This is a genomic window from Mesorhizobium shonense, from assembly GCF_040545255.1.
GTDB lineage: Bacteria > Pseudomonadota > Alphaproteobacteria > Rhizobiales > Rhizobiaceae > Mesorhizobium > Mesorhizobium shonense.
The window spans coordinates 167,025-189,959 of record NZ_JBEPLM010000012.1 but is presented as its reverse complement, the minus strand read 5'-3'; the positions used below and the strand labels follow the sequence as shown (position 1 = coordinate 189,959).

Genomic DNA, 22,935 nt, shown 5'->3' with positions numbered 1-22,935 from the left:
AATGGCGGGCGCTTTACTGTACCGTCTGGACGGTCTTGTCAATTCCGCACATGCTAATGTAAGGGAGGCGTGATGAAGGCTCGCAGGGCAAACTCGCGCGACAGAATATTGGCCGCCGCCGCCGACGTGGCCCGCGAGGCGGGTCCGGGAAGCCTGTCGCTCGACGCCGTTGCCAACCGGGCCGGCGTCTCCAAGGGGGGCCTGCTCTACAATTTTCCGACCAAGGCCAAGCTGATGCAGGGGCTGGTGGAAAATTACCTCAACGCTTTCGAGGAGGCGCTCGAGGAACGCACGGCCGAGGCCAGCGATGAAAGCGTGCTCGCGGCCTACATACGGCTTTCGGCCGATGATTGCGAGAAGCCAAAACCATCGGCTTCCTGGATGTTCTCCGCGATCGCCGAGGATCCGGATTTCCTGACGCCGATAAAGGCGTTCAAGCGGCAGCTGTTCGAACGGCTGAAAGACGAGACGGACGACCTCGGCTCGCTGCTGGTCTGCTTCCTCGCCATCGAAGGACTGCGCAGCATGAATCTCTTCGATTCCGACGTGCTCTCGCCGGAGGAGCACAAGCTCCTGGTTTCCTCGCTTCTCAAGATAGCCGGATAGAGAGGAGCGCAAGCTCCTCGTCTCCCCGCTTGTGGGAATAGCCGCATAGGTTGCACGGCGTCACACCAGCTTCATCCTGGAGACATAGCGTTCTTCCCGGTTCTTTGCTGCATGCAAAAGGAGTGGGACATGGTGGACGTTGTTTCCAGTGAGGCGGGGATTCTGAGACCGGATCACCCGTTAGAGCAATCGGGCGGTGCCAAATGGTTCCTGCCGGCCTTCGGGGTGCTGGTTCTGGCCGGCCTGGTCTATGTCGGCTATGCGCTGAGCCAGGATCTGGCGATTGCCAAGACGGTGCCCTGGATCCTGCTCGGCATCGCGCTCCTGATTGCGCTGGGCTTCGAGTTCGTCAACGGCTTCCACGATACCGCCAATGCGGTGGCCACCGTGATCTACACACGATCGCTGCCGGCGGAATTCGCCGTCATGTGGTCGGGCGTGTTCAACTTCCTCGGCGTGTTGACCTCGAGCGGCGCGGTGGCGTTCGGCATCCTGTCGCTGCTGCCGGTCGAGCTCATCCTGCAGGTCGGTTCGTCTTCCGGCTTCGCCATGGTGTTCGCCCTGCTGGTGGCGGCGATCCTGTGGAACCTCGGCACCTGGTTCCTCGGCCTGCCGGCTTCGAGCTCGCACACGATGGTCGGCTCGATCATCGGCGTCGGCCTCGCCAACCAGTTCATGGCCCCGGCCGGAAGCGCCACCAGCGGCGTCGAGTGGGGGCAGGCGAGCAATGTCGGCATGTCGCTGCTGGTCTCGCCCCTCGTCGGCTTCTTCGCCGCCGCCCTCCTGCTCTATGTGATGAAGCTTCTGGTGCGCAATCCGGCGCTCTATGAGGCGCCGAAGGGCAACACGCCGCCGCCGTGGTGGATCCGCGCGCTGCTCATCTTCACCTGCACCGGCGTCAGCTTCGCGCATGGCTCGAACGACGGCCAGAAGGGCATGGGCCTGATCATGCTGATCCTGATCGGCGTGGTGCCTACCGCCTACGCGCTCAACCGCACGCCCGACATCAATTATCTCGAAGCCTACAAGGCGGCCTCGGTGTCCGTCGAGCAGGCGCTGGGCAAATATGCCAAGCCTGGCGTCACCGTCGCGGATGCCAAGGCCACGGTTCAGGAGGCCGTGCGCAGCAAGTCGTGGAACGACCAGACGACCGTGGCGCTGCAGACCTACATCCACAACACGACCGCCGGGTTGCAGCCCTACGCCACCGTCGACAAGGTCCCGACCGACCTGGTCAGCAACGCCCGCAACGACATCTATCTGATCGGCGAAGCGCTGAAGCTGATCGACAAGAAGAAGCTTTTGCCGATGCAGGACGCCGACCTGAAGGCGGTGACCGACTATCACAAGGCGGTCGACAGCGCGACCAAGTTCATCCCGCTGTGGGTGAAGATCGCGGTGGCGCTGGCGCTCGGCCTCGGCACCATGGTCGGCTGGAAGCGCATCGTCGTCACCGTCGGCGAGAAGATCGGCAAGAGCCACCTGACCTATGGCCAGGGCGCCGCCGCAGAGCTGGTGGCGATGGTCACGATCGGCATGGCCGACCGTCTCGGCCTGCCGGTGTCGACGACCCACGTTCTATCGTCGGGCGTTGCCGGCACGATGGCGGCCAACGGCTCCGGCCTGCAGTGGGCGACCGTGCGTAACCTTTTGCTTGCCTGGGTGCTGACGCTGCCCTGCTCGATCGCGCTTGCCTTCGCGCTGTTCGTGATCTTCCGCCAAGTGTTCTAGCGTTCGAAGCGGAAAACCAGAGGCGGCGCCGTTCGCGGCGCCGTTTTCTTTTTGCCGGCCAGCCTATCGCCGAGCGACATCCGCCCTGCTACGGCGGCGCAGTTGGCGCAGCGACAATACATGTAGCAGGATTGAGCTTGGCACCACGAAAGCAGGAGTCAGTACACCCGGGTAATCGCCAGCACCGATGCTCTGCACATGCGGAACGATCAGTTGCCAGGGTCCGGGCGAGGTAATCACGCCCATGGTGATCGCGACTGCGAAGTCTGCAAGGCCGAGGAAATTCCAGAAAATTGCCGCCCTCCGGCCCTCGACTGTACCTGTCGCCACAGCGATCGCCGCCGGCAACGCGAGCAGTCCGGTCAGCATGTCGCCGATACCTGCCGGCACTGCGAATACGCCGGGCAGCGCACCGTGCAGCCAGGCTGCGATCGCCCAGCTGCCGAATATGCGGTAGAGCTGAAGCGTGACAAGCCAGCTCGCTGGTATCGCATCGAGTACCTGCCCAATCCGCTTTGAGAACAGCAGCAGCGGCGCGCCGATCATCACCGGCAGGAAGATCGCCATTGGCAACACCGGTAAAGACGCAGTGTCCGGGTGAAAGACGCCGTTGATCGCGGCGCTCCAGGCGACGGTGAGCCACAGCGTGTCCGGGACCATGATTGCCAGCCAGGTCGCGCGGCGTTGATCCTGCGTCAGGCTCGTGTGTTCGAGGCCGAGCCACAATCCCAGCGCTACGAGCCCGTGGGCGGCGAGTTGGTGGGCCGTGGTCGGAATCCCGCTGGCCGGGATCGCTGGCCAACTGTAGATCAGCAGTAGCCATAGCACCGTGAGCGGCGCAAGCCAGAGCAGGCTGCGCCAGGCGTCACGCGACGGAACGATGGCAGAGGAAACAGCTTCGGCGGTCATCGGCAGCACTCCAGAGCCTGGCGAATTTACTTGCGCCCGGATGTACGCCCGCTTTCCGCAAGCGGCTATTCGCGATAATGTTGATGGCCTATTAAGAGGAACTTCACAGTTCGAAGGCGTTCCCAAGCGTTGCCCTGCGCCGCGGTTTTCGCCGTGGCGCCGCAGAATTCAGAATGTCTCTTATCGGATAAGTCAGCGGTGCGCCTTTATGGAAGCGCGTCGGGCTAAAGCGTGATGCACACCCGATGCCCAGGATCGGCGCTGACCGAAGCCGGGGAAGGTTTTCCTTCCGCGCGCAAGCCTGCCTTCGACAATATCAGGTCGGGTCTTCGCGATGCAGGTCGTGGATGGCGACGCCTTCGACATTGGTCGGCAGCATCAGCCACTTTTTGTGGCGCAGCGTACGCTCGGTGTCCTCGAGGCCCATCTCCCAGTGCTCGCGCATCGAGGTGCCCGAGAATTCATAGTCCTTGGCGTGGCCCTCATAGCCTTTGTGCTGGTAGATCAGGTGGACGATGTTGACCACACCGGCATCGGAGTAGTCGGCCATCAGTTCCTTCTCGCCATCCTTGAGCAGTTCCGGCGGAACGCGCTTGAGGGCATCGAGCAGCTTCATCTTGAGCGCATGGATGCGCTGGAAATTGTCGGTGTTCTGGCGCGTGCGGCTGGAATACATGATGTCCTTGTGGCGCGACAGCACGTCGGCCATGCCGCGCGGCAGCGCGCCGCGGGCGCTGAACAGATCGACCTGGAACACCAGCGAGGAGCGGTCTTCCTCCTGGTCGAGTAGGTATTGCAGCGGCGTGTTGGAGACGATGCCGCCGTCCCAGTAATACTCGCCCTCGATGCGGATCGAGGGGAAGGCAGGCGGCAGCGCGCCGCTCGCCATGATGTGCTCCGGCCCGATGCGCACCTTGTCGGTGTCGAAATAGACGAAGTTGCCGGTCCTGACATTGACCGCGCCGACGCTTAACCGCTTCTTGCCGTCGTTCAGCACATCGAAATCGATCAGGCTCTCGAGCGTCTCCTTCAGCTCGGCGGTGTCGTAGAAGCTGGTGGCGCCTTCAGCGCCTGGGGGCTCGAACCATGGATTGGGATTGCGCGGCTTGAAGAAGCCCGGCTGGCCCATGGTCATCGTCATCCACGACGAGGTGCGGTTGCGGATGTCGCGGTAGATGTCGCCCTCCGGCGTGTAGGCCCAGATCTTGCGGCCGGAAATCGTCTGCCAGAATTGCTCCAGCCGCTGCAGGCGGCGGCTCGGCTCGTTGCCGGCGATGATCGAGGCGTTGATGGCGCCGATCGAAACGCCGGACAGCCAGGTCGGCTCGCAGCCGGCATCGGCAAGCGCCTGATAGACACCGGCCTGATAGGCGCCCAGCGCGCCGCCACCCTGGAACACCAGGGCGATGCGGTCATATTGCGCGGTGATTTCCTCAATGGTGGCGGCGTTTGCCTTGTTTCGGGTGCGTTCAAGCACGAGCCATCTCCGGCTGGATTGCGCTGGTCGCGGACGGGTTGCGATCGGCGAGATAATCATGAACGACCTCGCCCAGCCCAAGCGTCAGGTCGGCGGTGAAGTGGACGGCCGAGACGATCTCGAGCACCGGCAGCTTCGCCACATCGGCCATGACATGGGGCCGAAGGTCCAGCGCGGCCGGCGCCGTCCAGGCTTCCTTCAGCGTTACATCGGTGAGGTAGTAGCGAACCAGCTCGCAGATGCGCGGGCTGCCGTCGACATGCGGGATAATCTTGATCAGGAAGTTGGGCGCGGCGAGCGAGGCGAGCACCTGGTCATGGTCCGCCTCGCGGTGCTTGTAGCCCATCGTGCCGGTGGCGCAGAGCACGCTGCCGTAATGGAGCGTGCCTACCACCACCTCGCCCTCATGCATGATCTTGGGGCTGGCGAGCTTCTTCGGGAACCCCCAGAGCTCGCGGCCGCCGGCGATCGGCGCGTCGTCGTCGAGATACATGGAATGGACATAGCCACCATGCTGGCCGCCGAAACGAACGGGTATCACCTGGCCGGTTTCGGTGTAGTCGCCGAAGCCGGTCGAATCCGGCATGCGGATGAACTCGTATTTGACCAGCGGCTCATCGATCTCGAGCGGCGCCGGCACGACCGCCTCAAGCGCCTCGCGCGTCGTGCGGTAGGTGATGATGATGTATTCGCGGTCGAAGAAACGGTAGGGGCCGGGCGGGAACGAAGGATTGGTGAGGGGCATCGCATAGGCGCGCTTCACGACATCGTCGATTTCCAAGCTGTTCACCCTTCGGTTCGGGAATGACACACGCGAGACGCGCAGGAGGAATATGTTGCACGGCACCATGACAGTGCCATGTCATGGTCCTCGCGCGCCAGCTTCATGGCTCTCGGACAGCATCACAACAATGTAATCGCAACGACATACGGCCATGGCATTGTTATGTTGCGACGCACAAACTATGTGCGCCTATAGCTCCTTCCACCTGTCGCGAGATCTCCCATGGGTTCCCTGTCTTCGAAGAATGCGCTCGTCACCGGCTCGACCAGCGGTATCGGCCTCGCAATCGCCCGCGCCTTTGCCGCCGAGGGCGCCAACGTCACCATCAACGGCCTGGGCGACGCCGCGGCGATCGAGCAGGAGCGCGCCGGCATCGAGAAGGATTTCGGCGTAAAATGCCGCTATTCGGGCGCCAACATGATGGACGGCGCGGCGGTCACCGCCATGATCCGCGAGGCCGAGGAGGCGTTCGGCAGCCTCGACATACTGGTCAACAATGCCGGCATCCAGCATGTGGCGCCCATCGACGAATTCCCCGACGACAAGTGGGAGGCGATCATCCGCATCAACCTGCTCGCCGCCTTCTATGCCATCAAGGCGGCGCTGCCCGGCATGAAGCGGCGCAAATGGGGCCGCATCATCAACACGGCTTCTGCGCATGCGCTGGTCGCCTCGCCGTTCAAGTCGGCCTATGTCTCGGCCAAGCACGGCATTGCCGGCATGACCAAGACGGTGGCGCTGGAAGTGGCGCAGGACGGCATCACCGTCAACGCGATCGCGCCCGGCTATGTCTGGACGCCGCTGGTCGAAAAGCAGATCCCAGACACGATGAAGGCGCGCGGCATGACCGAGGAGCAGGTCAAGCACGATGTGCTTTTAGCCGCACAGCCGACCAAGGAATTCGTCACCGTCGAGGAACTCGCCGCGCTGACGCTCTTCCTGTGCTCGGACGCCGCCAAGCAGATGACCGGCACGACCTTGCCGATGGATGGCGGCTGGACGGCGCAGTAGGCGCGCTTCCCTAGAGCAGTTCATCGTTTCACGGAAACGCTGAACTGCTCTAACTATCTGTTTTTACGCAATTCCGGACGGAAAACCGTTACACACTTTTCCTGGAATTGCTCTAAAGGGGGCGCTGTCGCGGCGTAAGGCTTAACTCGCGGTGCTTCGTACTATCCTTCCCCTGGCGCAGTCCTTGCCGGTCCCCATGGCTATTGAAGTCGCCCGTAATGGCTCAGGACAAGGCCGACGGCTCCAAGCAGCACATCGTTTTCGGTGTGCTTGCCGATGATTATTCGCGTGCGCCTGTCGGGGGCGACGTCCCGCGCCTTGATTAGGGTGTGCCGTTCATAGGCTGCAATGAGCGGCGTAAGTAGGATGTCGCCGGCGAGCGCCATGCGTCCTCCGATGATGATGAGGGGCGGGTTCAGAACGGATCCAATCATGCCCAGGCCGCGGCCCGCCATTTCGGCCGTATCCTCGATCATGCGCAATGCTCCGACATCCCCCTGCTCGGCCATGCGGATCACGTCGTCCATCGTGACGCGCCGGCCCGTCACGCGCGCGATCTGCTCCAATGGCCGGTTGAAGCTGGCGTAGAGTTCCAGGCAGCCTCGATTGCCGCAGCGGCAAAGATCGCCCGATGGATCGATGCTCATGTGACCGAATTCGCCCGCGCCGCCGGCAATTCCGGTCACGACGCGTCCGTGCTGGACGATCGCGCCGCCGACCCCGAGGTCGATCTTGAACAGGACAAAGTCCTCGTAACCGACGGCGGCGCCCCACATCATCTCGGCAATGGCGGCGCAGTTGCTTTCATTGGCTGCGAAGATCGGCTGCTCCAGCACCGGCCCAAAGACATGTCGGATGTTGACGCCAGCCCAAGTGGGAACGATGCTGGCCCGCTGGACGAAGCCTTCGGGGCTGACCGGTCCCGATACAGAAACCCCGACACCCAGGAGGCCGGACGCAGACAAGCTGTTCTCCTCGTAGCATTGCGCGATCGCCGCCTTGGTGAGCTTTGCCGCCCGGTCCGGAGGATAATCCAGGCCGAGGGGGATAGTTTTTTCAGAAATGAATGAATGCGAGACGTCGGCCACAGCGACCCGAATCTCGTCGAGACTAAGATGAACGCCAACGCAGGTGCCGGCTTCAGGATTGAGCGTCAGCGTCGCCGGCGGCCGGCCGACGCCTTTGGCCGTTTCGTCAGCCGCCGCCAGTTCCACCACGATCCCTGACTTCTTCAGACCAGTCAAAGCCGTCGAGACGGTCGAGCGGGCCAAGCCGGTGAGCCGGGCAATCTGCGCGGCGGAAATGGCGCCGCGCTGGCTGAGACAGCGGACAATCAGACTTTCAGGCGTGCCCGGAGGCTGACCGTCCAGCAGCGATCTGAGCAGGCTTTTTGTCATTTTCGTTCTAAAACTCCTTGACTGTCGATCGTATTTGATCATTCTAGAAAAAACTAGAGACCTTCTGCGATGCGCGGGCGGTCTCGACGAAACGGTCGTGATGAACCGTGCTGAAATCAAATGGGAGTGAGACGATGAGATATCTGAGGGCGACCCTTGTCGCTACGGCGGCATTTGCCTTTCTTGCAAACACAGCACTCGCCGAGCCGAAGACCAATCTGCTCCACCAATGGGCGACCGGATCGGACGCGCAGGCCATCGCCAAGCTTGGCGAGATGTTCGAGGCGAAGGGCGGAAAATGGCAGCAGACCTCGATCGCCGGCCATACCGCCAACACGCTTGCCAAGCTGCGCGCCGACGTGATCGCAGGCAATGCTCCGCCGGCGGTTCAGCTCAAGGGTCCCGAGATCGCTGAATGGAACAAGACCGGCATGACCGCCGATCTGGATGATCTCGCGAAGGCGGAGAATTGGGAGAAGGTGGTGGCGCCGGAATTGCTGCCGGTGATGAAGCCGAGCGGCAAGTGGGTGGCAGCACCCATGAACATCCACCGCATCAATTGGATATGGGCGTCGCCGAAAGTCATGCAGGCCGCCGGCGTGACGGAAGTTCCGAAGACCTGGGCGGAATTCAACGCAGCCTGCGACAAGATTGTGGCCACCGGCAAGATCTGCATCTCGCACTCGACCGCCGACTGGACCGATTCCACCGTCTTCGAAGTCGTCGTCTACGGCCAGGACCTCGACCTCTATCGCAAGGCCTTCGTCGAAGGCAACGTCGACGCCATGCGCAGCGACGGCATGGTCAAGGCCTTCGAGCAATTCCGCATCATGACGTCCAAGTACATGGACGCAGGCATGAACGGCCGCGACTGGGATTCGATGTCGGCTCTCGTCGGCCGCGGCGAGGCGGCGTTCCACATCATGGGCGATTGGACAATCGGCTTGCTCACCGCCGCCGGCTTCAAGGAAGGAACGGATTATGTCTGCGCCCAGGCGCCGACCGACTGGGGCAAGCCCGGCTTCATCCTGAACTCCGATTCCGTCGTGTTCTTCCAGCAGAAGGATCCCGACTATGTGGAGGGCCAGAAGCTGCTCGCCAGCACCATCCTGTCGCCGGAGTTCCAGACCGTCTTCAACCAGGCCAAGGGCTCGATCCCGGCGCGCCTCGACGTCGATCTGTCGAAGGGCTTCAATCCCTGCCAGCAGAAGTCCCAGAAGGACCTGCAGGCCTCGATCGAGGCGGGCACGCTGGTCCGCTCAATGGCCCACAACATGACCATCCCGCAAAAGGTCCGCGGCGCCATCATGGACACGATCACAGAATTCGTCGCGACGCCGGACATGTCCGCCAAGGATGCGGCCAACGCCATGGCCGACGCCGCCGAAGCGCAGGAATGACGTGCGGAGAGCGCCGGCGCGACATCGCGCCGGCGCCCGGCCGGCAGGAAGCCCAATGTCCATCCACGACCTTTCCGTTCCGATAGCCGTGCCCGCCCGCTCGTGGCGGGATCGTCTGGGATCGATCGTGCCGATCCTCGTGCTCGCCCCTTCGCTCGCGGCGAGCTTCGTCTATGTCTTCGTGTTCACGGGCTGGACGCTCTATCTGTCGCTGTCAGACTCGACACTTTTGCCGAGCTACGGCTTTGCGGGTCTCGACAACTACGTATCGCTCTGGTCCAACCGGCGCTGGAACATCGCCTACACCAACCTCTTCCTCTTCAGCGGCTTCTATATCGTGGGCTCGATGGCGGTCGGGCTGCTGCTGGCCATCCTGATCGACCAGCGCGTGCGCGGCGAGGCGGTGTGGCGGACGATCTTCCTCTACCCGCTGGCGGTTTCCTTCATCGTCACCGGCACCGTCTGGAGCTGGCTCTACAATCCGGTCGACGGCATCCAGGCGCTGGTGCGCGGGCTGGGCTGGAGCGACTTCAGCTTCGCGCTCACCAGCGATCGCAACCACGCGATCTATGCGGTGATCATCACCGGCGTCTGGCAGTCTTCCGGTTTCGCCATGGCGCTCTTTCTGGCCGGCCTACGCTCGGTCGATCCGGATCTGGTGAAGGCGGCGCAGATCGACGGCGCATCGGTCGTGCGCACCTACAGGAAGGTCATTCTGCCAACCATCGCGCCGATCTTCCTTGCGGTCGCCGTCATCCAGATCCAGTTCGCCATCAAGACGTTCGACCTCGTCGCCGCCCTGACCCGCGGCGGGCCGGGCATCTCGACCACGTTCCCCGCCATCTACGTCTACGATCTGATGTTCCAGCGTGGCGAGATCGGCGAGGGCGCGGCCGCCGCGGTCATGATGTTGGCCGCGCTTGCCGTGGTGCTGGTGCCCTATTCGTTGTGGGTGGTGTGGCGCCGCCGGGCGGAGGCAGGAAATGGCTGAACTGGCCGCCGCCATCGACCTGGAAGCGGCTGCAGCGAGCCGCAGGCACTTCTGGAGCCGGTTCGCGATCTATGGCCTGCTCACGGTCTTCGCCGCAATCTATCTGATCCCGCTGCTCGTGGTCGTCTTCAATTCCTTCCGCGAGCAGGCGGAGATCGCGCGCGACGGGCTCATCTCGCTGCCAAGGACCTTCCGGCTGGAGGCATGGGCGCAGGCCTGGAGCACTTATTGCATCGCGGGCACCTGCCAGGGGATGCAACGGAATTTCCTGAACTCGCTGTGGATGACCATTCCGGCGACGATCATTTCCACGCTGCTCGGCGCCGTGAACGGCTACGTGCTGTCCAAATGGCGCTTCAAGGGCTCGGAGGTCCTGTTCACCCTGATGCTGCTCGGTGTCTTCATGCCGGGGCAGATCGCGCTGATGCCCTGGGCGTTCGTTCTTGGAAAGCTCGGCCTGACCAACTCGACCTACGGCCTGATCCTGGTGCATGTCGTCCAGGGAATTTCCTTCACCACCCTCTTCTGCCGCAACTACTATGTCGGCATCCCCGACGACCTGATCAAAGCGGCGCGCATCGACGGCGCCGGCTTCTGGCGGATCTTCTGGAAGATCATAATGCCGCTGTCGCCGCCCATCCTGATCGTGACCGTCATCTGGCAGTTCACCGGCATCTGGAACGAGTATCTGTTCGGCGTGGTCTTCACGTCCGGCCAGGCGCAGCCGATCACAGCCGCGCTCGTCGCGCTGACGGCGAGCGGCACGACCGCCCGCAGCTACGACGTGATGAGCGCCGCCGTGCTGATCGGGGCGCTGCCGCCGCTCCTGATCTATCTCTTTGGCGGCAAATACTTCGTTCGCGGTCTGACACAGGGCGCCATCAAATGACGAGCCAATCCCTATCCGCCCTGACCATTCGCAATCTCTACAAGAGCTACGGCGCCGTGGACGTCTTGAAGGGCATCAACCTCGAAGCGCAGCCGGGAGAGTTCATCGCTCTCGTCGGACCTTCCGGTTGCGGCAAGTCCACCCTGCTTGCCATGATCGCCGGACTTGAAAGCGTGACGTCGGGTGAAATCCGCATCGGCAACCGGCTCGTCAATTCCGTGCCGCCAAAGGACCGCGACATCGCCATGGTGTTCCAGTCCTATGCGCTCTACCCGACCATGACCGTGCGCCAGAACATCACCTTCGGCATGGAGAGCCGCGGCGTGCCGAAGGCCGATCAGGCCGAAGCCGTCAAGCACGTCGCGGCGCTGCTGCAGATCGAGGCGCTGCTTGGCCGCAAGCCCGGGCAACTCTCCGGCGGCCAGCGCCAGCGGGTCGCCATGGGCCGGGCGCTGGTGCGGGACCCGAAGCTTTTCCTGTTCGACGAGCCGCTTTCCAACCTCGATGCCAAGCTGCGCGTCGACATGCGCACCGAGATCAAGAAGCTGCACAACCGTGTCGGCAAGACCACGGTCTATGTCACCCACGACCAGGTGGAGGCGATGACGCTCGCTTCGCGCATTGCCGTCATGCATCAGGGGTCGGTGCAGCAGTTCGACGCCGCGCAGATGATCTACAGCCGCCCCGCCAACATGTTCGTCGCGGGCTTCATGGGCTCTCCGGCGATGAATTTCATTCCCGCCGAGCTCGGCGACGGGGCGGGCCGGCCCTGCGTCACGGTTCGGACCGCGGATGGCGGCACCGCAGCGTTGGAACTTGCCCAGCCGGTGCCGGCCGGCGCGCCGAGGAACGTCGTGCTTGGCGTGCGGCCGGAACATATTTACCGCTTTTCCGACGACTTGAAGCACCGCAAGCGCGCCATCGCGGCGGTGAAGGCCCCGGTCGAGCTGGTCGAGCCCACGGGTGCCGAGACCTTGGCGGTACTTCGCTTCGGCGATCTCGAAGTCACCGGCCGTTTCGACCCGGACAGTGCGCCACGCATGGGCGAGACAATGACCCTCGGCATCGACATGGCGCGGGCTTGCCTCTTCGATCCGACGACCCAATCCCTTCTTTGAAAGCTCAGCCTTTGACATTCGCCACCTATCCAAGCCTCGCAGACCGTGTCGTGCTGATCACCGGAGGAGCCTCTGGCATCGGCGCCGAAATGGTTCGCGCCTTCGCGGCCAGCGCAGCGCGCGTGGCCTTTCTCGACATTCAGGAATCGGTCGGCCGGGGACTAAAGGCGGAGCTTGCGGGCGCTACGCGCCACGCGCCTCTGTTCCTGCCATGCGATGTGACCGACATCGCGGCCCTGCGCGCAGCGATCGAGAATGTGCGGGAAAAGGCCGGGCCGGTTGCTGTCCTGGTGAACAACGCCGCCAATGATGACCGCCACGCAGTCGCCGAGGTGACGCCGGACTACTGGGATCATGCCCAGAACGTCAATCTGAAGCATCAGTTCTTCGCCGCCCAGGCCGTCCATCCGCAGATGAAGTCGCTGGGCTTTGGCTCCATCATCAACCTTTCCTCGACCTCCTGGCGCTTCGGCGCCGACCAGATGACCGCCTATGCCACGGCCAAGGCCGCGATCATTGGCATGACGCGGTCGTTGGCCCGCGCCTTCGGTCCCGACAATATCCGCGTCAACGCCATCGAGCCGGGCGCCGTGATCACCGAGCGGCAGCGCCGTCTTTGGTACACAACGCAGGAGTCCGTCGATCAGATGGTCGGGCGCCAGTTGATCAGGCAGGTTCTGCTGGCCGACGAGATCGCCCGCACGGCGCTTTTTCTCGCCGCCGACGACAGCCGCATGATCACCAAGCAATCCATCACCGTCGATGCGGGCCTGCGCTGATGCAGGTTCTCCGTCTCCCCTCGTTCGATCGGCTGGCCTGATGCTGCGCGTTGGTTTGAACCCCTATGGGCTTACCTATCATCTTGGGCTGCAGGGCCGCGGCACACCGCGCGCCAACCCCAAGGGCGCGGGGCTCGAAGGCTTCATCGCCCTGGCCGAAGAGCTCGGCGCACGCACGCTGGAGATCTATGATCCGTGGCTGGCGGAAATGTCCGATTCCGGACTAGCCGCGCTGAAGGAGCGGCTCGATGGGGTTGGGATGACGCCCGTCGTCAGCGCCGGGCTCAACATGATGGGGCCGCTGGAGAGCGCGTTCCGTTCCGCCCGCTCGCTCGGCGCGAAGACCATCCGGCTCGGCCTGACACCGGTTCTGTGCGGTGACCGCAATGCCTGGGGCGAGAAATGGGGCGAGCTCAACGCCTCGATCAGGTCGGCGCTTCAGCAATGGGGGCCGCGGGCCGAAGCCGAAGGCCGCGTGCTCGCGATCGAGAACCATCAGGATTTCGGCAGCGCCGAGCTGGTGGCGTTCTGCGAGATCGGCGGGCGAGGGGTCGGCATCACGTTCGACACCGGCAATACGTTTCCCGTCGCCGAGGCGCCGCTCGACTTCACCCGCCGCGTCGCGCCCTATGTGCGGCATGTCCACCTGAAGGACTACCGCGTCCAGTTCACGGGCGAAGGTTACCGGCTCGTGCGCTGCGCCATCGGCGACGGTGCCGTGCCCTTCCGCGACCTCGCGGCCCTGCTCGGCGACCTCCACGACGAACTCACCGCAGTGCTCGAGCCGGGCGCGCTCGAGGCGCGCCATGTGCGCTTTCTTCTCGACGACTGGTGGAACGGCTATCCGCCGAAAACCGCGCGCGAATTCGCCGCCTGCCTTGCGGCCGCGCAAGAGAATTGCCTGCCCGACGATGCTGATTTCCGCACTCCCTGGGAGCGCGGGGACGACGGCGCCCTGGTTTCCTACGAGCTCGACATGATCCGGCGCAGCGTCGCCAACATGAAGGAGCTCGGCCTCATGACCTTGGAGAACCCCTCATGACAACTCGCGAACTCAGCGGCGTCACCGCCTTCGTCACCGGTTCCGGACGCGGCCTCGGCCACGTGATGGCCGACCGGCTGGCGGAACTCGGGGCGGACGTAGCAATCCACGACCTGGACTGGACCCAACCGGCGAAGTATGGCGAGTTCGCAGACCTCGGTGAATCGGCAAGGCACTTGGGACGACACGGCACTCGGGTGACCGCGGTCACCGGCAATATCGGCGACCGTGCCGCCGTAGCCGAGATGAAGCGCAAGATCGAGGCGGAACTCGGCGACGTGCATGTGCTCGTCAACTGCGCAGGCGGGGACATCGGCGCCAAGGGAACCAAGCCCAACCCCAACAATGCCCTCGACATCGATTACGAGGACATAAAGGTGCTCACCGAAAACAACCTGATCGGCACCATGCTGGTTTGCCAGGCCTTCGTGCCGCCGATGGTGAAGCGCGGGTCAGGTTCGGTGATCAATATCGCCTCGGCGGCCGCTCACCTCGGCTGCTCGCCGGAGGTCGTCTATTCGACGCTCAAGGCTGCTGTCGTCCACTATACCCGTTGCCTCGCCAAGGAGCTGATCGACGAGGGCGTGCGGGTCAATGCAGTCAGCCCCGGGGCGACGAAAACCGCCCGGTTCCAGGCGACACGCGTCGTCGATCCGGCAAGGATGGATTCGTCGAAGCGTTCCCTGAACCGCTATGCCGAGCCTGAAGAGGTTGCCGAGGCTGTCGCCTTCCTCGCCGGATCGCGCGCCCGCTTCATCAACGGCCAGGTGATCCGCGTGGACGGCGGCTTCACGATCTTTCCGGGGTGATGCATGTGACGATGAGGGAAACTGCCATCAAGCGCTTCGACCTTTCCGGCCGGCTCGCGCTGATAACCGGATCCTCGAAGGGGATAGGCTTCGCGATCGCCCGCGGCCTGGCCGAAGCAGGCGCGGAGCCGGTGCTCAACGCGCGCAACGAAAGTGTGCTGGAGGAGGCCCGGGCAAGGCTCGCGGCGGAAGGCCATAAGGTTCACGCTCGCGCCTTCGACGTGACCGACGCGGCCGCCGTGACGGCAGCGGTCGACGCCATCGAGAGCGAAATCGGTCCGATCGAGATCCTCTTCAACAATGCCGGCACGCAGTTTCGCGCGCCGCTCGAGGAATTTCCGCTGGATGCCTGGGAAAGGCTCAAGGCGACCAATATCGACAGCGTGTTCCATGTCGGCCAGGCTGTGGCACGCCGCATGATCCCGCGCGGACACGGCAAAATCGTCAACATCGCCTCCGTGCAGAGCGAGCTGGCACGCACGAGCATCGCGCCCTATACGGCGACCAAGGGTGCCGTGAAGATGCTGACCAAGGACATGGCGACCGACTGGGCGCGATATGGCCTGCAGGTCAATGCGATCGGTCCAGGCTATTTCAACACCGAACTCAATGCCGCCCTGGTCGCCGACGCCAACTTCACCGCCTGGCTGGAGAAACGCACGCCTGCCGGCCGCTGGGCAGAGGTCGAGGAACTGATCGGGGCGGCGGTCTTCCTGGCATCCGATGCATCAAGCTTTGTCAACGGCCACGTCCTCTATGTCGACGGCGGCATCACGGCATCGCTGTGACGGGACGAGCGTAGAAGCTCTTCCTTGACAATCGGCGGGGATCATTCCAGCATCATTGCAAGGGGTTTCCCGCGACGACCCCGTGAGGCGTCAGCCCAACGATCGCGTCCAGACTCTCTTTGTTCAGGAGGTGGACGCCATGCCATCAACGACCGCAATCACCATTCCGCAACTTATACGTCTCGTCGGCTTGCCCGATGCGCCGGTTCTCATCGACGTGCGCATCGACGAGGATTATGCAGCCGATCCGCGGCTGCTGCCGGCTTCCCGCCGGCGCGATTTCAGAACCGTCTCGGCCTGGGCGGCCGAATTCTCCGGATCAAAGGTCGTCGTCATCTGCCAGAGAGGGCAGAAGCTCTCGCAAGGCGTCGCCGCGTGGCTGCGCCATGAAGGCATCGCGGCGGAATCGCTCGAAGGCGGCTTCGAGGCCTGGGCCGCCGCCAAGGCGCCATTGGTCACGGCCAGTGCGGTCCCGCCCCGCGACCAGAAGGGCCGCACCGTCTGGGTCACGCGTTCCCGGCCAAAGGTCGACCGCATCGCCTGCCCCTGGCTGATCCGCCGCTTCGTCGATCCCGATGCGGTGTTCCTGTTCGTCGATCCCGCCGAGGTGCCCCTGGTGGCCGATCGGTTCGCCGCGGTTCCTTTCGACATCGAAGGCGTGTTCTGGAGCCACCGCGGCGACCGCTGCACATTCGACACGATGATCGAGGAGTTCGGCCTGCGCGTCGAGACGCTCGATCGCCTGGCGCTCATCGTGCGCGGAGCGGACACGGCACGGCTCGACCTCGTGCCGCAGGCGGCCGGGTTCCTCGCCGCCTCGCTCGGCCTGTCGCGCATGTTCCGCGACGACCTTGAGCAGCTCGAAGCCGGCATGCTTCTCTACGACGCCTTCTTCCGCTGGTGCCGCGACGCCACGGACGAGACGCATAACTGGCCGGTCGCAGGCAAGGCACAATGACTGTGCTTGCCAAAGACGGCGCCGCGCAGCCGGCCGATATCCCGGCCGTGCCGACCTTCGGCGAAGCGACACGGCTCTGGGCAAAGATCGGCCTGCTCTCCTTCGGAGGGCCGGCCGGTCAGATCGCGCTGATGCACAAGGAACTGGTCGAGGAGCGCCGCTGGATCGGCGAGGAGCGGTTTCTGCATGCGCTCAACTACTGCATGCTTTTGCCCGGCCCCGAGGCGCAGCAGCTCGCTGTCTATATCGGCTGGCTGCTGCACCGGACGGCCGGCGGCCTCGTCGCCGGAACATTGTTCGTGCTGCCCGGTGCGCTAGTCATGCTCGGCTTGAGCAGCTTCTACATGCTCTACAACGACGCGCCGGTCATCGAGGCGCTGTTCTTCGGCGTCAAGGCGGCAGTGCTTGCCGTCGTCGTCGAGGCTGTGATCCGCATCGGCAAGCGGGCGCTGAAGAACCGGGTCATGGTGGCGATCGCGGTGGCGGCCTTCCTCGCCATCTATGTCGCGAGGTTGCCGTTCCCGCTGATCGTGCTTGCGGCAGGCCTGATCGGCTGGGTCGGAAACCGCTTCGCGCCGGGCCTGTTTTCGGGCTCGGCGCACGGCAAGGGCAAAACCGCCGCCGACAGCCGGGGCGTGGTCGACCTGATGTTCGAACGCGGCGAGCTCGGCCACACCGTGCCGACCAGGTGGCATGCCGCCCGCACCGTCGCGATCTGGCTGCCGCTCTGGCTCGGACCGGTGGCACTTATCGCCGCGCTGGCGGGACCGGGGAGCGTGTGGGCGCAGATGGGCGGCTTCTTCAGCCTGATGGCGGTCGTCACCTTCGGCGGCGCCTATGCGGTTCTGGCCTATGTCGCGCAGGCTGCGGTGACCTCGTTCGGCTGGCTTTCGCCCGGCGAGATGGTCGACGGGCTCGGGCTTGCCGAGACGACGCCCGGGCCGCTGATCCTGGTGCTGCAATTCGTCGGTTTCGCCGCCGCCTATCGTCATGCCGGCGCGATCAGCCCGCTGCTTGCGGGATCGCTCGGGTCGGCGCTGACGCTCTGGACAACCTTCGTCCCCTGCTTCTTTTGGATATTCCTGGGCGCGCCTTACATCGAGCAGTTGCGGCAGAACAAGGCGCTGTCGGCGGCGCTCGGCGCGATCACGGCGGCCGTCGTCGGCGTGGTGATGAACCTTGCGCTCTGGTTCGCGCTGCATGTCGTGTTCACCCAAGTCGAGAGCGTCGGCTGGGGCGTGGAGGTCCCGGTCTTCTCCTCGCTCGACTGGCGCGCGGCGCTGCTGTCGGCGGCGGCGATGGTCGCCATGCTGAAGCTGAAAGTCGGCATGTTGCCGACGCTCGCGGCATCGGCGCTGGCGGGACTGGCCTTGCAAGCACTGTGAACTGTTTCAGGCCGCAGCCAAGCGTGATCGACGGATGCTGTTTACAACTAACATGTCAGCATGATACTTCTGCCTGCATATTGATGAATTGGAGACTTTGCAGGTGGCTTCGCGCTTTGGTCTGTCGGTTGCCCTCACAACGCCCTTTGATGCATTCGGGCGGATTGCCGTCCCGCTCATGACCGCGCATGCCTGGGCTTGTCTCGATGCCGGCTGCAGCAGCGTGACGCTGTTCGGCACCACCGGCGAAGGCGCCTCCGTCGGGACGGCGGAACGGCAGCCGGTGATCGACGCCATGCTTGCGGCAGGCATTTCGGCCGACCAGCTTGTCGCCGGCGTGCTGGTCGATGCGGCGGAAGATGCCGCGGAGCAATCCCGCCAGGCCTTGCAGCGCGGTGCGCGCAACATCCTGCTGGCGCCGCCGAGCTACTTCAAGAATGTCGGCGACGACGGACTGTTCGGCTGGTTTGCGGCGGTGTTCGCGGCCCTCGGTCCGCTCGCCCGCGGCATGCTGCTCTACAACATCCCTTCGGTCACCACGGTGCAGCTGTCGCTCGACCTGATCGGCAGGCTGCGCAAGGCGTATCCAGGCGTGGTCGCAGGGGTCAAGGATTCCGGCGGAGACTGGGCCTACAGCGAAGCGCTGATCAAGACGCATGGCGACCTGATCATCCTGATCGGCGACGAACGGCATCTGGCGCCCGCGGTGCGGATCGGAGGTCAGGGCGCGATTTCCGGCATGGCCAATTTCGCCGCCGGCGAGCTTCGCGCCATGATCGAGAGCGGGCGCGACGATCCCCGTGTGGAAGGCTTCGTCCTCGAACTGCTCAGGCGCCCGGTTATTCCGGCGGTGAAGGCCATGGTGGCGCGCCAGGCCGGCGACGAACGCTGGCTGACGGTTCGGCCGCCGCTCGAACCGGTGGTACTGCAGGAGCGGCAGCAGCTTGGCGCCGCTTACGACAGGCTGTTCGCGACGCAAGCGGCCTGAACGGCAAGGACGCGGGATCGGCATGGACGACACGAGCGAACCGGCAACCCTGAGGGAAAAGGCCTATGCCAGCTTCACGCGGCATCTGTTGGCCCGCGACCTCAGGCCGGGCCAGTTCGTGTCGCAGCGCGAGCTGGTCGCCTTCACTGGCCTGCCGCTTGGCGCGATCCGCGAGATCGTGCCGCGGCTCGAGGCGGAGGGGCTGCTGACGACCATTCCGCAACGCGGGATGCAGATCGCGCATATCGACATCAGCCTGATCCGCGAAGCTTTCCAATTCCGCCTGTTCATGGAGCGCGAGGCGGTCGCGCTGTTTGCCGTCAACGCTTCCGACGCCGAGATTGCGCGGCTGCGGCACGAACACGAGGACATGCTCGCCCAGGCGCTGGCGCAGACGGCGACGTCGGAAATGGAAGCCAAGGCCCAGAGCATCGACTGGGCCATGCATGACACCTTCATCAGCGCGCTGGGCAACGAGATCATCGCCAAGGCCTATCTGGTCAATTCGGTGAAGATCAGGCTGATCCACCAGGAGCGTTTCCGCATCGACGGCCGCGTCGTGCCGGTCATGCGCGAGCATCTGGCGGTGATCGACGCGCTGGAGAAACGCGATCCGCAGAAGGCGGTCGAGGCGATCAGCCAGCACATCGACAATGCGCGCCGGCTGGCGCTGCAGATTTGAGGAAGCAGGACCGCGCCGCAATCGACGCTGCGCAATCGACAACGACAGCAACCGGGAGGAAGAAATGTCGTCCAATCCGTTCAATCCAACCAGGAGGCAGCTGCTCCAGGGAACAGCCGCGCTCGCGGCCGCCGGCCTTGCCGGTCTTCGGCCGAGCTTTGCCGCGGGCGTCGACTGGAAGCGCTTTGCCGGCACGACGCTCGACGTCAATCTGGTGAAGAGCCCGCGCAGCGACACCATCCTGAAGAACCTCGCCGAGTTCGAGGAACTGACCGGCATCAAGGTCAATGCGGAGGCCACGCCCGAACAGCAGCAGCGCCAGAAGACGGTGATCGAGCTCAGCTCCGGCAAGCCGAGCTTCGATGTCGTGCATCTGAGCTACCACGTGCAGAAGCGGCAGTTCGAGAAGGGCGGCTGGCTGGCCGACATTTCCGGCTATCTTGCCGATCCGGGCCTCACCGATCCGGGGCTGGTCGAAAGCGACTTCGCCGAGGCCGGCATGCAGTTCGCCAAGGACGGCCAGGGCGTGCTGCGCTCGCTGCCGTTCTCGGTCGACTATTGGATTCTTTACTGGAACAAGGAGTTGTTCGACGCCAAGGGGCTGAAATATCCAGAGAGTTTTGAGCAACTGGTGGCCGCCGCCGAAGCGCTGACGGACCCGTCGAGCAACACGTTCGGCTTCGTCGCCCGCGGCCTCAAGAATGCCAACACGCCGGTGTGGACGTCGCTGATGCTCGGCTACGACATGACGCCGCTCGGCAGCGACGGCAAGCTGCGCACGACGTCGCCGGAAGCGGTCGAAGCCGCCAGCCTCTACCAGCGGCTGATGACCAAGGCCGCACCTCCCGGCGTTACCGGCTTCAACTGGGCCGAGGCGCAATCCGCGTTCCTGCAAGGCAAGATCGGCATGTGGTTCGACGGCGTGGGCTTCGCGCCGCCGATGGAAAATCCGGAAAAGTCGCGGGTGGTCGGCAAGGTCGGCTACGGCGTCATGCCAAAGGGACCGAAAGCGCATGCTTCGGGTACGTTCGGTGACGGCATCGGCGTGACGTCGGCCAGCTCGAAGAAGGAAGCGGCTTATCTGTTCTGCCAGTGGGCGGTATCGCCGGCCATGGGCGCGCGCCTGCTGCAGGCCGGCGCCGGCGTGCCGTTCCGCAAATCCGTGCTCGAAGACCCCAAGGTGCGCGAGGGCGTCACCATGCCGCCGAGCTGGCTGGACGCCGTGGTCGGCTCCGGCAACATCAGCCGGCTGGCGCTGCCGGTCATCATCCCGGTCACCGAGTTCCGCGACATCTATGGCGTGGCGCTGACCAATATGATCGCCGGGGCCGACCCGGCCGACGAGCTGAAGAAGGCCACCGAGCAGTTCCAGCCGGTTCTCGACAGGAGCGAGCAAGGCTGATGTCCGCCATCGCCCCAGAACGCGCGGGGGTGACGACGCAAGCCATCGAAGAGAGCCAGCCGGTCCGGCTGGCTCCCAACTACTGGCCTTTCGTCGTCCCTGCGCTCGTCGTCGTCGGCGCGGTGATCATCTTTCCGTGGGCCTTCACGCTGTGGATGAGCGTCAACAGCTGGACGCTCGGCCAGTCGCGAAGCTTTGCCGGGATGGAGAATTATCTGCGCCTGGCGAGCGATCCGCGTTTTTGGGAATCGCTGTGGCACACCTTGACCTATACGTTCCTGTCGGTGGTCGCGCCGATGTTTTTCGGCACCGTCGCGGCGCTCATCTTCGACGCCAGGTTCCCGTTGCGCGGCCTGCTGCGCGGGCTTTTCGTGATGCCGATGATGGCCACACCCGTCGCCGTGGCATTGGTCTGGACGATGATGTTCCATCCGCAGCTCGGCGTGCTCAACTACCTGTTGTCGCTTGTCGGCATTCCGGCGCAGGAGTGGATATTCAACGCCAACACGGTCATCCCGTCGCTGGTCGCCGTCGAGACCTGGCAGTGGACGCCGCTGGTGATGTTGATCGTGCTGGGCGGGCTGGCATCGGTGCCGCGCGAGCCGTTCGAGAGCGCCGAGATCGACGGCGCCAACGCCTGGCAGCAGTTCCGCTATCTCACCTTGCCGATGATCGCGCCGTTCCTGATGATCGCCGTCATCATCCGCACCATCGATGCGCTGAAGAGCTTTGACATCATCTACGCCATGACCCAGGGCGGGCCGGGCACCGCGTCGGAGACGATCAACATTTACCTCTACAACACCGCCTTCTCCTATTACGACATGGGCTATGGCTCGGCCATGGCCGTGGTCTTCTTCATCGTCATCGTGGCCCTGTCCTTCATCCTCCTGATGCTGCGCCAGCGCTCGCAATGGATCGACGCGGAGGGCAAATAGATGAGCTCGCGGCTGCTCAACAAGCTGGGCCTGTTCTTCGCGGCGCTGGTGCTGGTCTCGCCGGCGATCCTGTTCTTCCTCTGGATGATCTCGCTGTCGCTGAAGTTCGAGATCGACAACGGCGCCTACCCGCCGATCCTGATCCCGGAGCGCTTCGCCTGGTCGAACTACGCGAAGGTGTTCGAGGAGAACAATTTCCTACTCTATCTCTGGAACTCGGTGCTGGTGACCGGCACGGCGACGCTCTTGGCGTTGCTGATCGGCGTGCCGGCCGGCTACGGCATCGCCAGGCTCAAGGCGGAACGCTCGGCGGTCGTCATCATGATCGCGCGCATGACGCCGGGGCTCTCCTACCTCATTCCGCTGTTCCTTCTGTTCCAGTGGTTGGGCATCCTCGGCACGCTCTGGCCGCAGATCATCATCCATCTGGTGGTGACGGTGCCGATCGTGGTCTGGGTGATGATCGGCTATTTCGAGACGACGCCGATGGAACTGGAAGAGGCGGCCAATATCGACGGCGCCTCGTCCTGGCAGGTGTTCCGGCTGGTGGCGCTGCCGATCGCCAAGCCGGGCATCGTCGTCGCCTTCATCCTGTCGGTCATCTTCTCGTGGAACAACTTCGTCTTCGGCGTGGTGTTGGCCAGCCGCGAGACCAGGACGCTGCCGGTCGCGGTCTACAACATGCTGTCCTACGAGCAGGTGAGTTGGGGACCGCTCGCTGCGGCGGCACTGGTCGTGACGCTGCCGGTGCTGGTTCTGACCATGTTCGCACAACGGCAGATCGTCGCGGGCCTGACCGCCGGCGCGGTCAAGGGCGGCTGAGGAAGACCATGGCGAACGTCACTTCTTTC

General features: G+C 64.1%; 22 protein-coding genes. 18 read left to right on the top strand and 4 right to left on the bottom strand.

The features are described 5' to 3' along the window. The first annotated feature begins 72 nt into the window (after positions 1-72). Together ABID26_RS26895 and ABID26_RS26890 are read left to right on the top strand one after the other, a co-directional pair. Positions 73-606 carry a TetR/AcrR family transcriptional regulator gene (locus tag ABID26_RS26895; protein ID WP_292340804.1) on the top strand — a complete coding sequence of 178 codons (534 nt, stop codon included), beginning with the start codon at positions 73-75 and terminating at the stop codon, positions 604-606. 129 nt (positions 607-735) lie between these two features. Further along, on the top strand, positions 736-2,337 hold the full coding sequence (locus tag ABID26_RS26890) for an inorganic phosphate transporter (RefSeq protein ID WP_292343996.1): 1,602 nt from the start codon (positions 736-738) through the stop codon (positions 2,335-2,337). A gap of 63 nt (positions 2,338-2,400) precedes the next feature. Here the strand turns inward: ABID26_RS26890 and ABID26_RS26885 are convergent, their stop codons facing one another. The 3 genes from ABID26_RS26885 to ABID26_RS26875 all read right to left on the bottom strand — a co-directional run bounded on the left by ABID26_RS26885 (position 2,401) and on the right by ABID26_RS26875 (position 5,504). Further along, positions 2,401-3,246 carry an MFS transporter gene (locus ABID26_RS26885; protein WP_292343998.1) on the bottom strand — a complete coding sequence of 282 codons (846 nt, stop codon included), beginning with the start codon at positions 3,244-3,246 and terminating at the stop codon, positions 2,401-2,403. A gap of 316 nt (positions 3,247-3,562) precedes the next feature. Continuing rightward, on the bottom strand, positions 3,563-4,723 hold the full coding sequence (locus ABID26_RS26880; RefSeq protein WP_292372920.1) for a patatin-like phospholipase family protein: 1,161 nt from the start codon (positions 4,721-4,723) through the stop codon (positions 3,563-3,565). Beyond that, positions 4,716-5,504, bottom strand: a complete 789-nt coding sequence (locus ABID26_RS26875; protein WP_292344029.1) for an acetoacetate decarboxylase — start codon at positions 5,502-5,504, stop codon at positions 4,716-4,718. Before ABID26_RS26875 ends, ABID26_RS26880 begins: the two co-directional genes overlap by 8 nt. A gap of 225 nt (positions 5,505-5,729) precedes the next feature. Here ABID26_RS26875 and ABID26_RS26870 point away from each other — a divergent pair, with 225 nt between their 5' ends. Further along, positions 5,730-6,518: a 3-hydroxybutyrate dehydrogenase gene (locus ABID26_RS26870; protein ID WP_126097601.1), complete on the top strand. Its 789-nt coding sequence runs from the start codon at positions 5,730-5,732 to the stop codon at positions 6,516-6,518. Between the two features lie 200 nt (positions 6,519-6,718). Here the strand turns inward: ABID26_RS26870 and ABID26_RS26865 are convergent, their stop codons facing one another. Then, positions 6,719-7,915, bottom strand: a complete 1,197-nt coding sequence (locus ABID26_RS26865) for an ROK family transcriptional regulator (RefSeq protein WP_040973638.1) — start codon at positions 7,913-7,915, stop codon at positions 6,719-6,721. A 134-nt stretch (positions 7,916-8,049) separates the two neighbouring features. Between ABID26_RS26865 and ABID26_RS26860 the strand changes: the two genes are divergently transcribed. From ABID26_RS26860 to ABID26_RS26790, 15 genes are all read left to right on the top strand, one after another. Beyond that, the gene (locus tag ABID26_RS26860; protein ID WP_292344004.1) at positions 8,050-9,315 is read left to right on the top strand and encodes an ABC transporter substrate-binding protein; all 1,266 of its coding nucleotides are present in this window, start codon (positions 8,050-8,052) and stop codon (positions 9,313-9,315) included. A gap of 55 nt (positions 9,316-9,370) precedes the next feature. Beyond that, positions 9,371-10,306 (top strand): carbohydrate ABC transporter permease, encoded by a 936-nt coding sequence (locus ABID26_RS26855; RefSeq protein ID WP_040973636.1) that lies wholly within the window; start codon positions 9,371-9,373, stop codon positions 10,304-10,306. Then, on the top strand, positions 10,299-11,195 hold the full coding sequence (locus ABID26_RS26850) for a carbohydrate ABC transporter permease (protein ID WP_292299681.1): 897 nt from the start codon (positions 10,299-10,301) through the stop codon (positions 11,193-11,195). The genes ABID26_RS26855 and ABID26_RS26850 overlap by 8 nt, the downstream gene beginning before the upstream one ends. Continuing rightward, positions 11,192-12,313: an ABC transporter ATP-binding protein gene (locus ABID26_RS26845; protein ID WP_292344006.1), complete on the top strand. Its 1,122-nt coding sequence runs from the start codon at positions 11,192-11,194 to the stop codon at positions 12,311-12,313. Before ABID26_RS26850 ends, ABID26_RS26845 begins: the two co-directional genes overlap by 4 nt. Before the next feature lie 11 nt (positions 12,314-12,324). Further along, on the top strand, positions 12,325-13,092 hold the full coding sequence (locus ABID26_RS26840; RefSeq protein ID WP_292299683.1) for an SDR family NAD(P)-dependent oxidoreductase: 768 nt from the start codon (positions 12,325-12,327) through the stop codon (positions 13,090-13,092). A gap of 40 nt (positions 13,093-13,132) precedes the next feature. Beyond that, the gene (locus ABID26_RS26835; protein ID WP_292299684.1) at positions 13,133-14,134 is read left to right on the top strand and encodes a sugar phosphate isomerase/epimerase family protein; all 1,002 of its coding nucleotides are present in this window, start codon (positions 13,133-13,135) and stop codon (positions 14,132-14,134) included. Next, positions 14,131-14,943 (top strand): SDR family NAD(P)-dependent oxidoreductase, encoded by an 813-nt coding sequence (locus tag ABID26_RS26830; protein WP_292299685.1) that lies wholly within the window; start codon positions 14,131-14,133, stop codon positions 14,941-14,943. The genes ABID26_RS26835 and ABID26_RS26830 overlap by 4 nt, the downstream gene beginning before the upstream one ends. 11 nt (positions 14,944-14,954) lie before the next feature. Continuing rightward, positions 14,955-15,731, top strand: a complete 777-nt coding sequence (locus ABID26_RS26825) for an SDR family oxidoreductase (RefSeq protein WP_354417045.1) — start codon at positions 14,955-14,957, stop codon at positions 15,729-15,731. Between the two features lie 139 nt (positions 15,732-15,870). After that, on the top strand, positions 15,871-16,689 hold the full coding sequence (locus ABID26_RS26820; protein ID WP_126097608.1) for a chromate resistance protein ChrB domain-containing protein: 819 nt from the start codon (positions 15,871-15,873) through the stop codon (positions 16,687-16,689). Beyond that, a complete protein-coding gene (chrA, locus tag ABID26_RS26815; RefSeq protein ID WP_126097609.1) occupies positions 16,686-18,074 on the top strand; it encodes a chromate efflux transporter in 1,389 nt (462 codons plus the stop codon). The genes ABID26_RS26820 and chrA overlap by 4 nt, the downstream gene beginning before the upstream one ends. 103 nt (positions 18,075-18,177) lie before the next feature. Beyond that, on the top strand, positions 18,178-19,062 hold the full coding sequence (locus tag ABID26_RS26810; protein WP_126097610.1) for a dihydrodipicolinate synthase family protein: 885 nt from the start codon (positions 18,178-18,180) through the stop codon (positions 19,060-19,062). Positions 19,063-19,084: 22 nt separating this feature from the next. Beyond that, positions 19,085-19,744, top strand: a complete 660-nt coding sequence (locus tag ABID26_RS26805) for a GntR family transcriptional regulator (protein WP_292299688.1) — start codon at positions 19,085-19,087, stop codon at positions 19,742-19,744. A 64-nt stretch (positions 19,745-19,808) separates the two neighbouring features. Beyond that, complete coding sequence (locus tag ABID26_RS26800; protein WP_292299689.1) at positions 19,809-21,146, top strand: ABC transporter substrate-binding protein; 1,338 nt, start codon at positions 19,809-19,811, stop codon at positions 21,144-21,146. Next, positions 21,146-22,084 carry a carbohydrate ABC transporter permease gene (locus ABID26_RS26795; protein ID WP_292299690.1) on the top strand — a complete coding sequence of 313 codons (939 nt, stop codon included), beginning with the start codon at positions 21,146-21,148 and terminating at the stop codon, positions 22,082-22,084. The genes ABID26_RS26800 and ABID26_RS26795 overlap by 1 nt, the downstream gene beginning before the upstream one ends. Continuing rightward, positions 22,085-22,906: a carbohydrate ABC transporter permease gene (locus tag ABID26_RS26790; RefSeq protein WP_126097614.1), complete on the top strand. Its 822-nt coding sequence runs from the start codon at positions 22,085-22,087 to the stop codon at positions 22,904-22,906. It abuts the gene before it with no gap. The last annotated feature ends 29 nt before the right edge of the window (positions 22,907-22,935 follow it).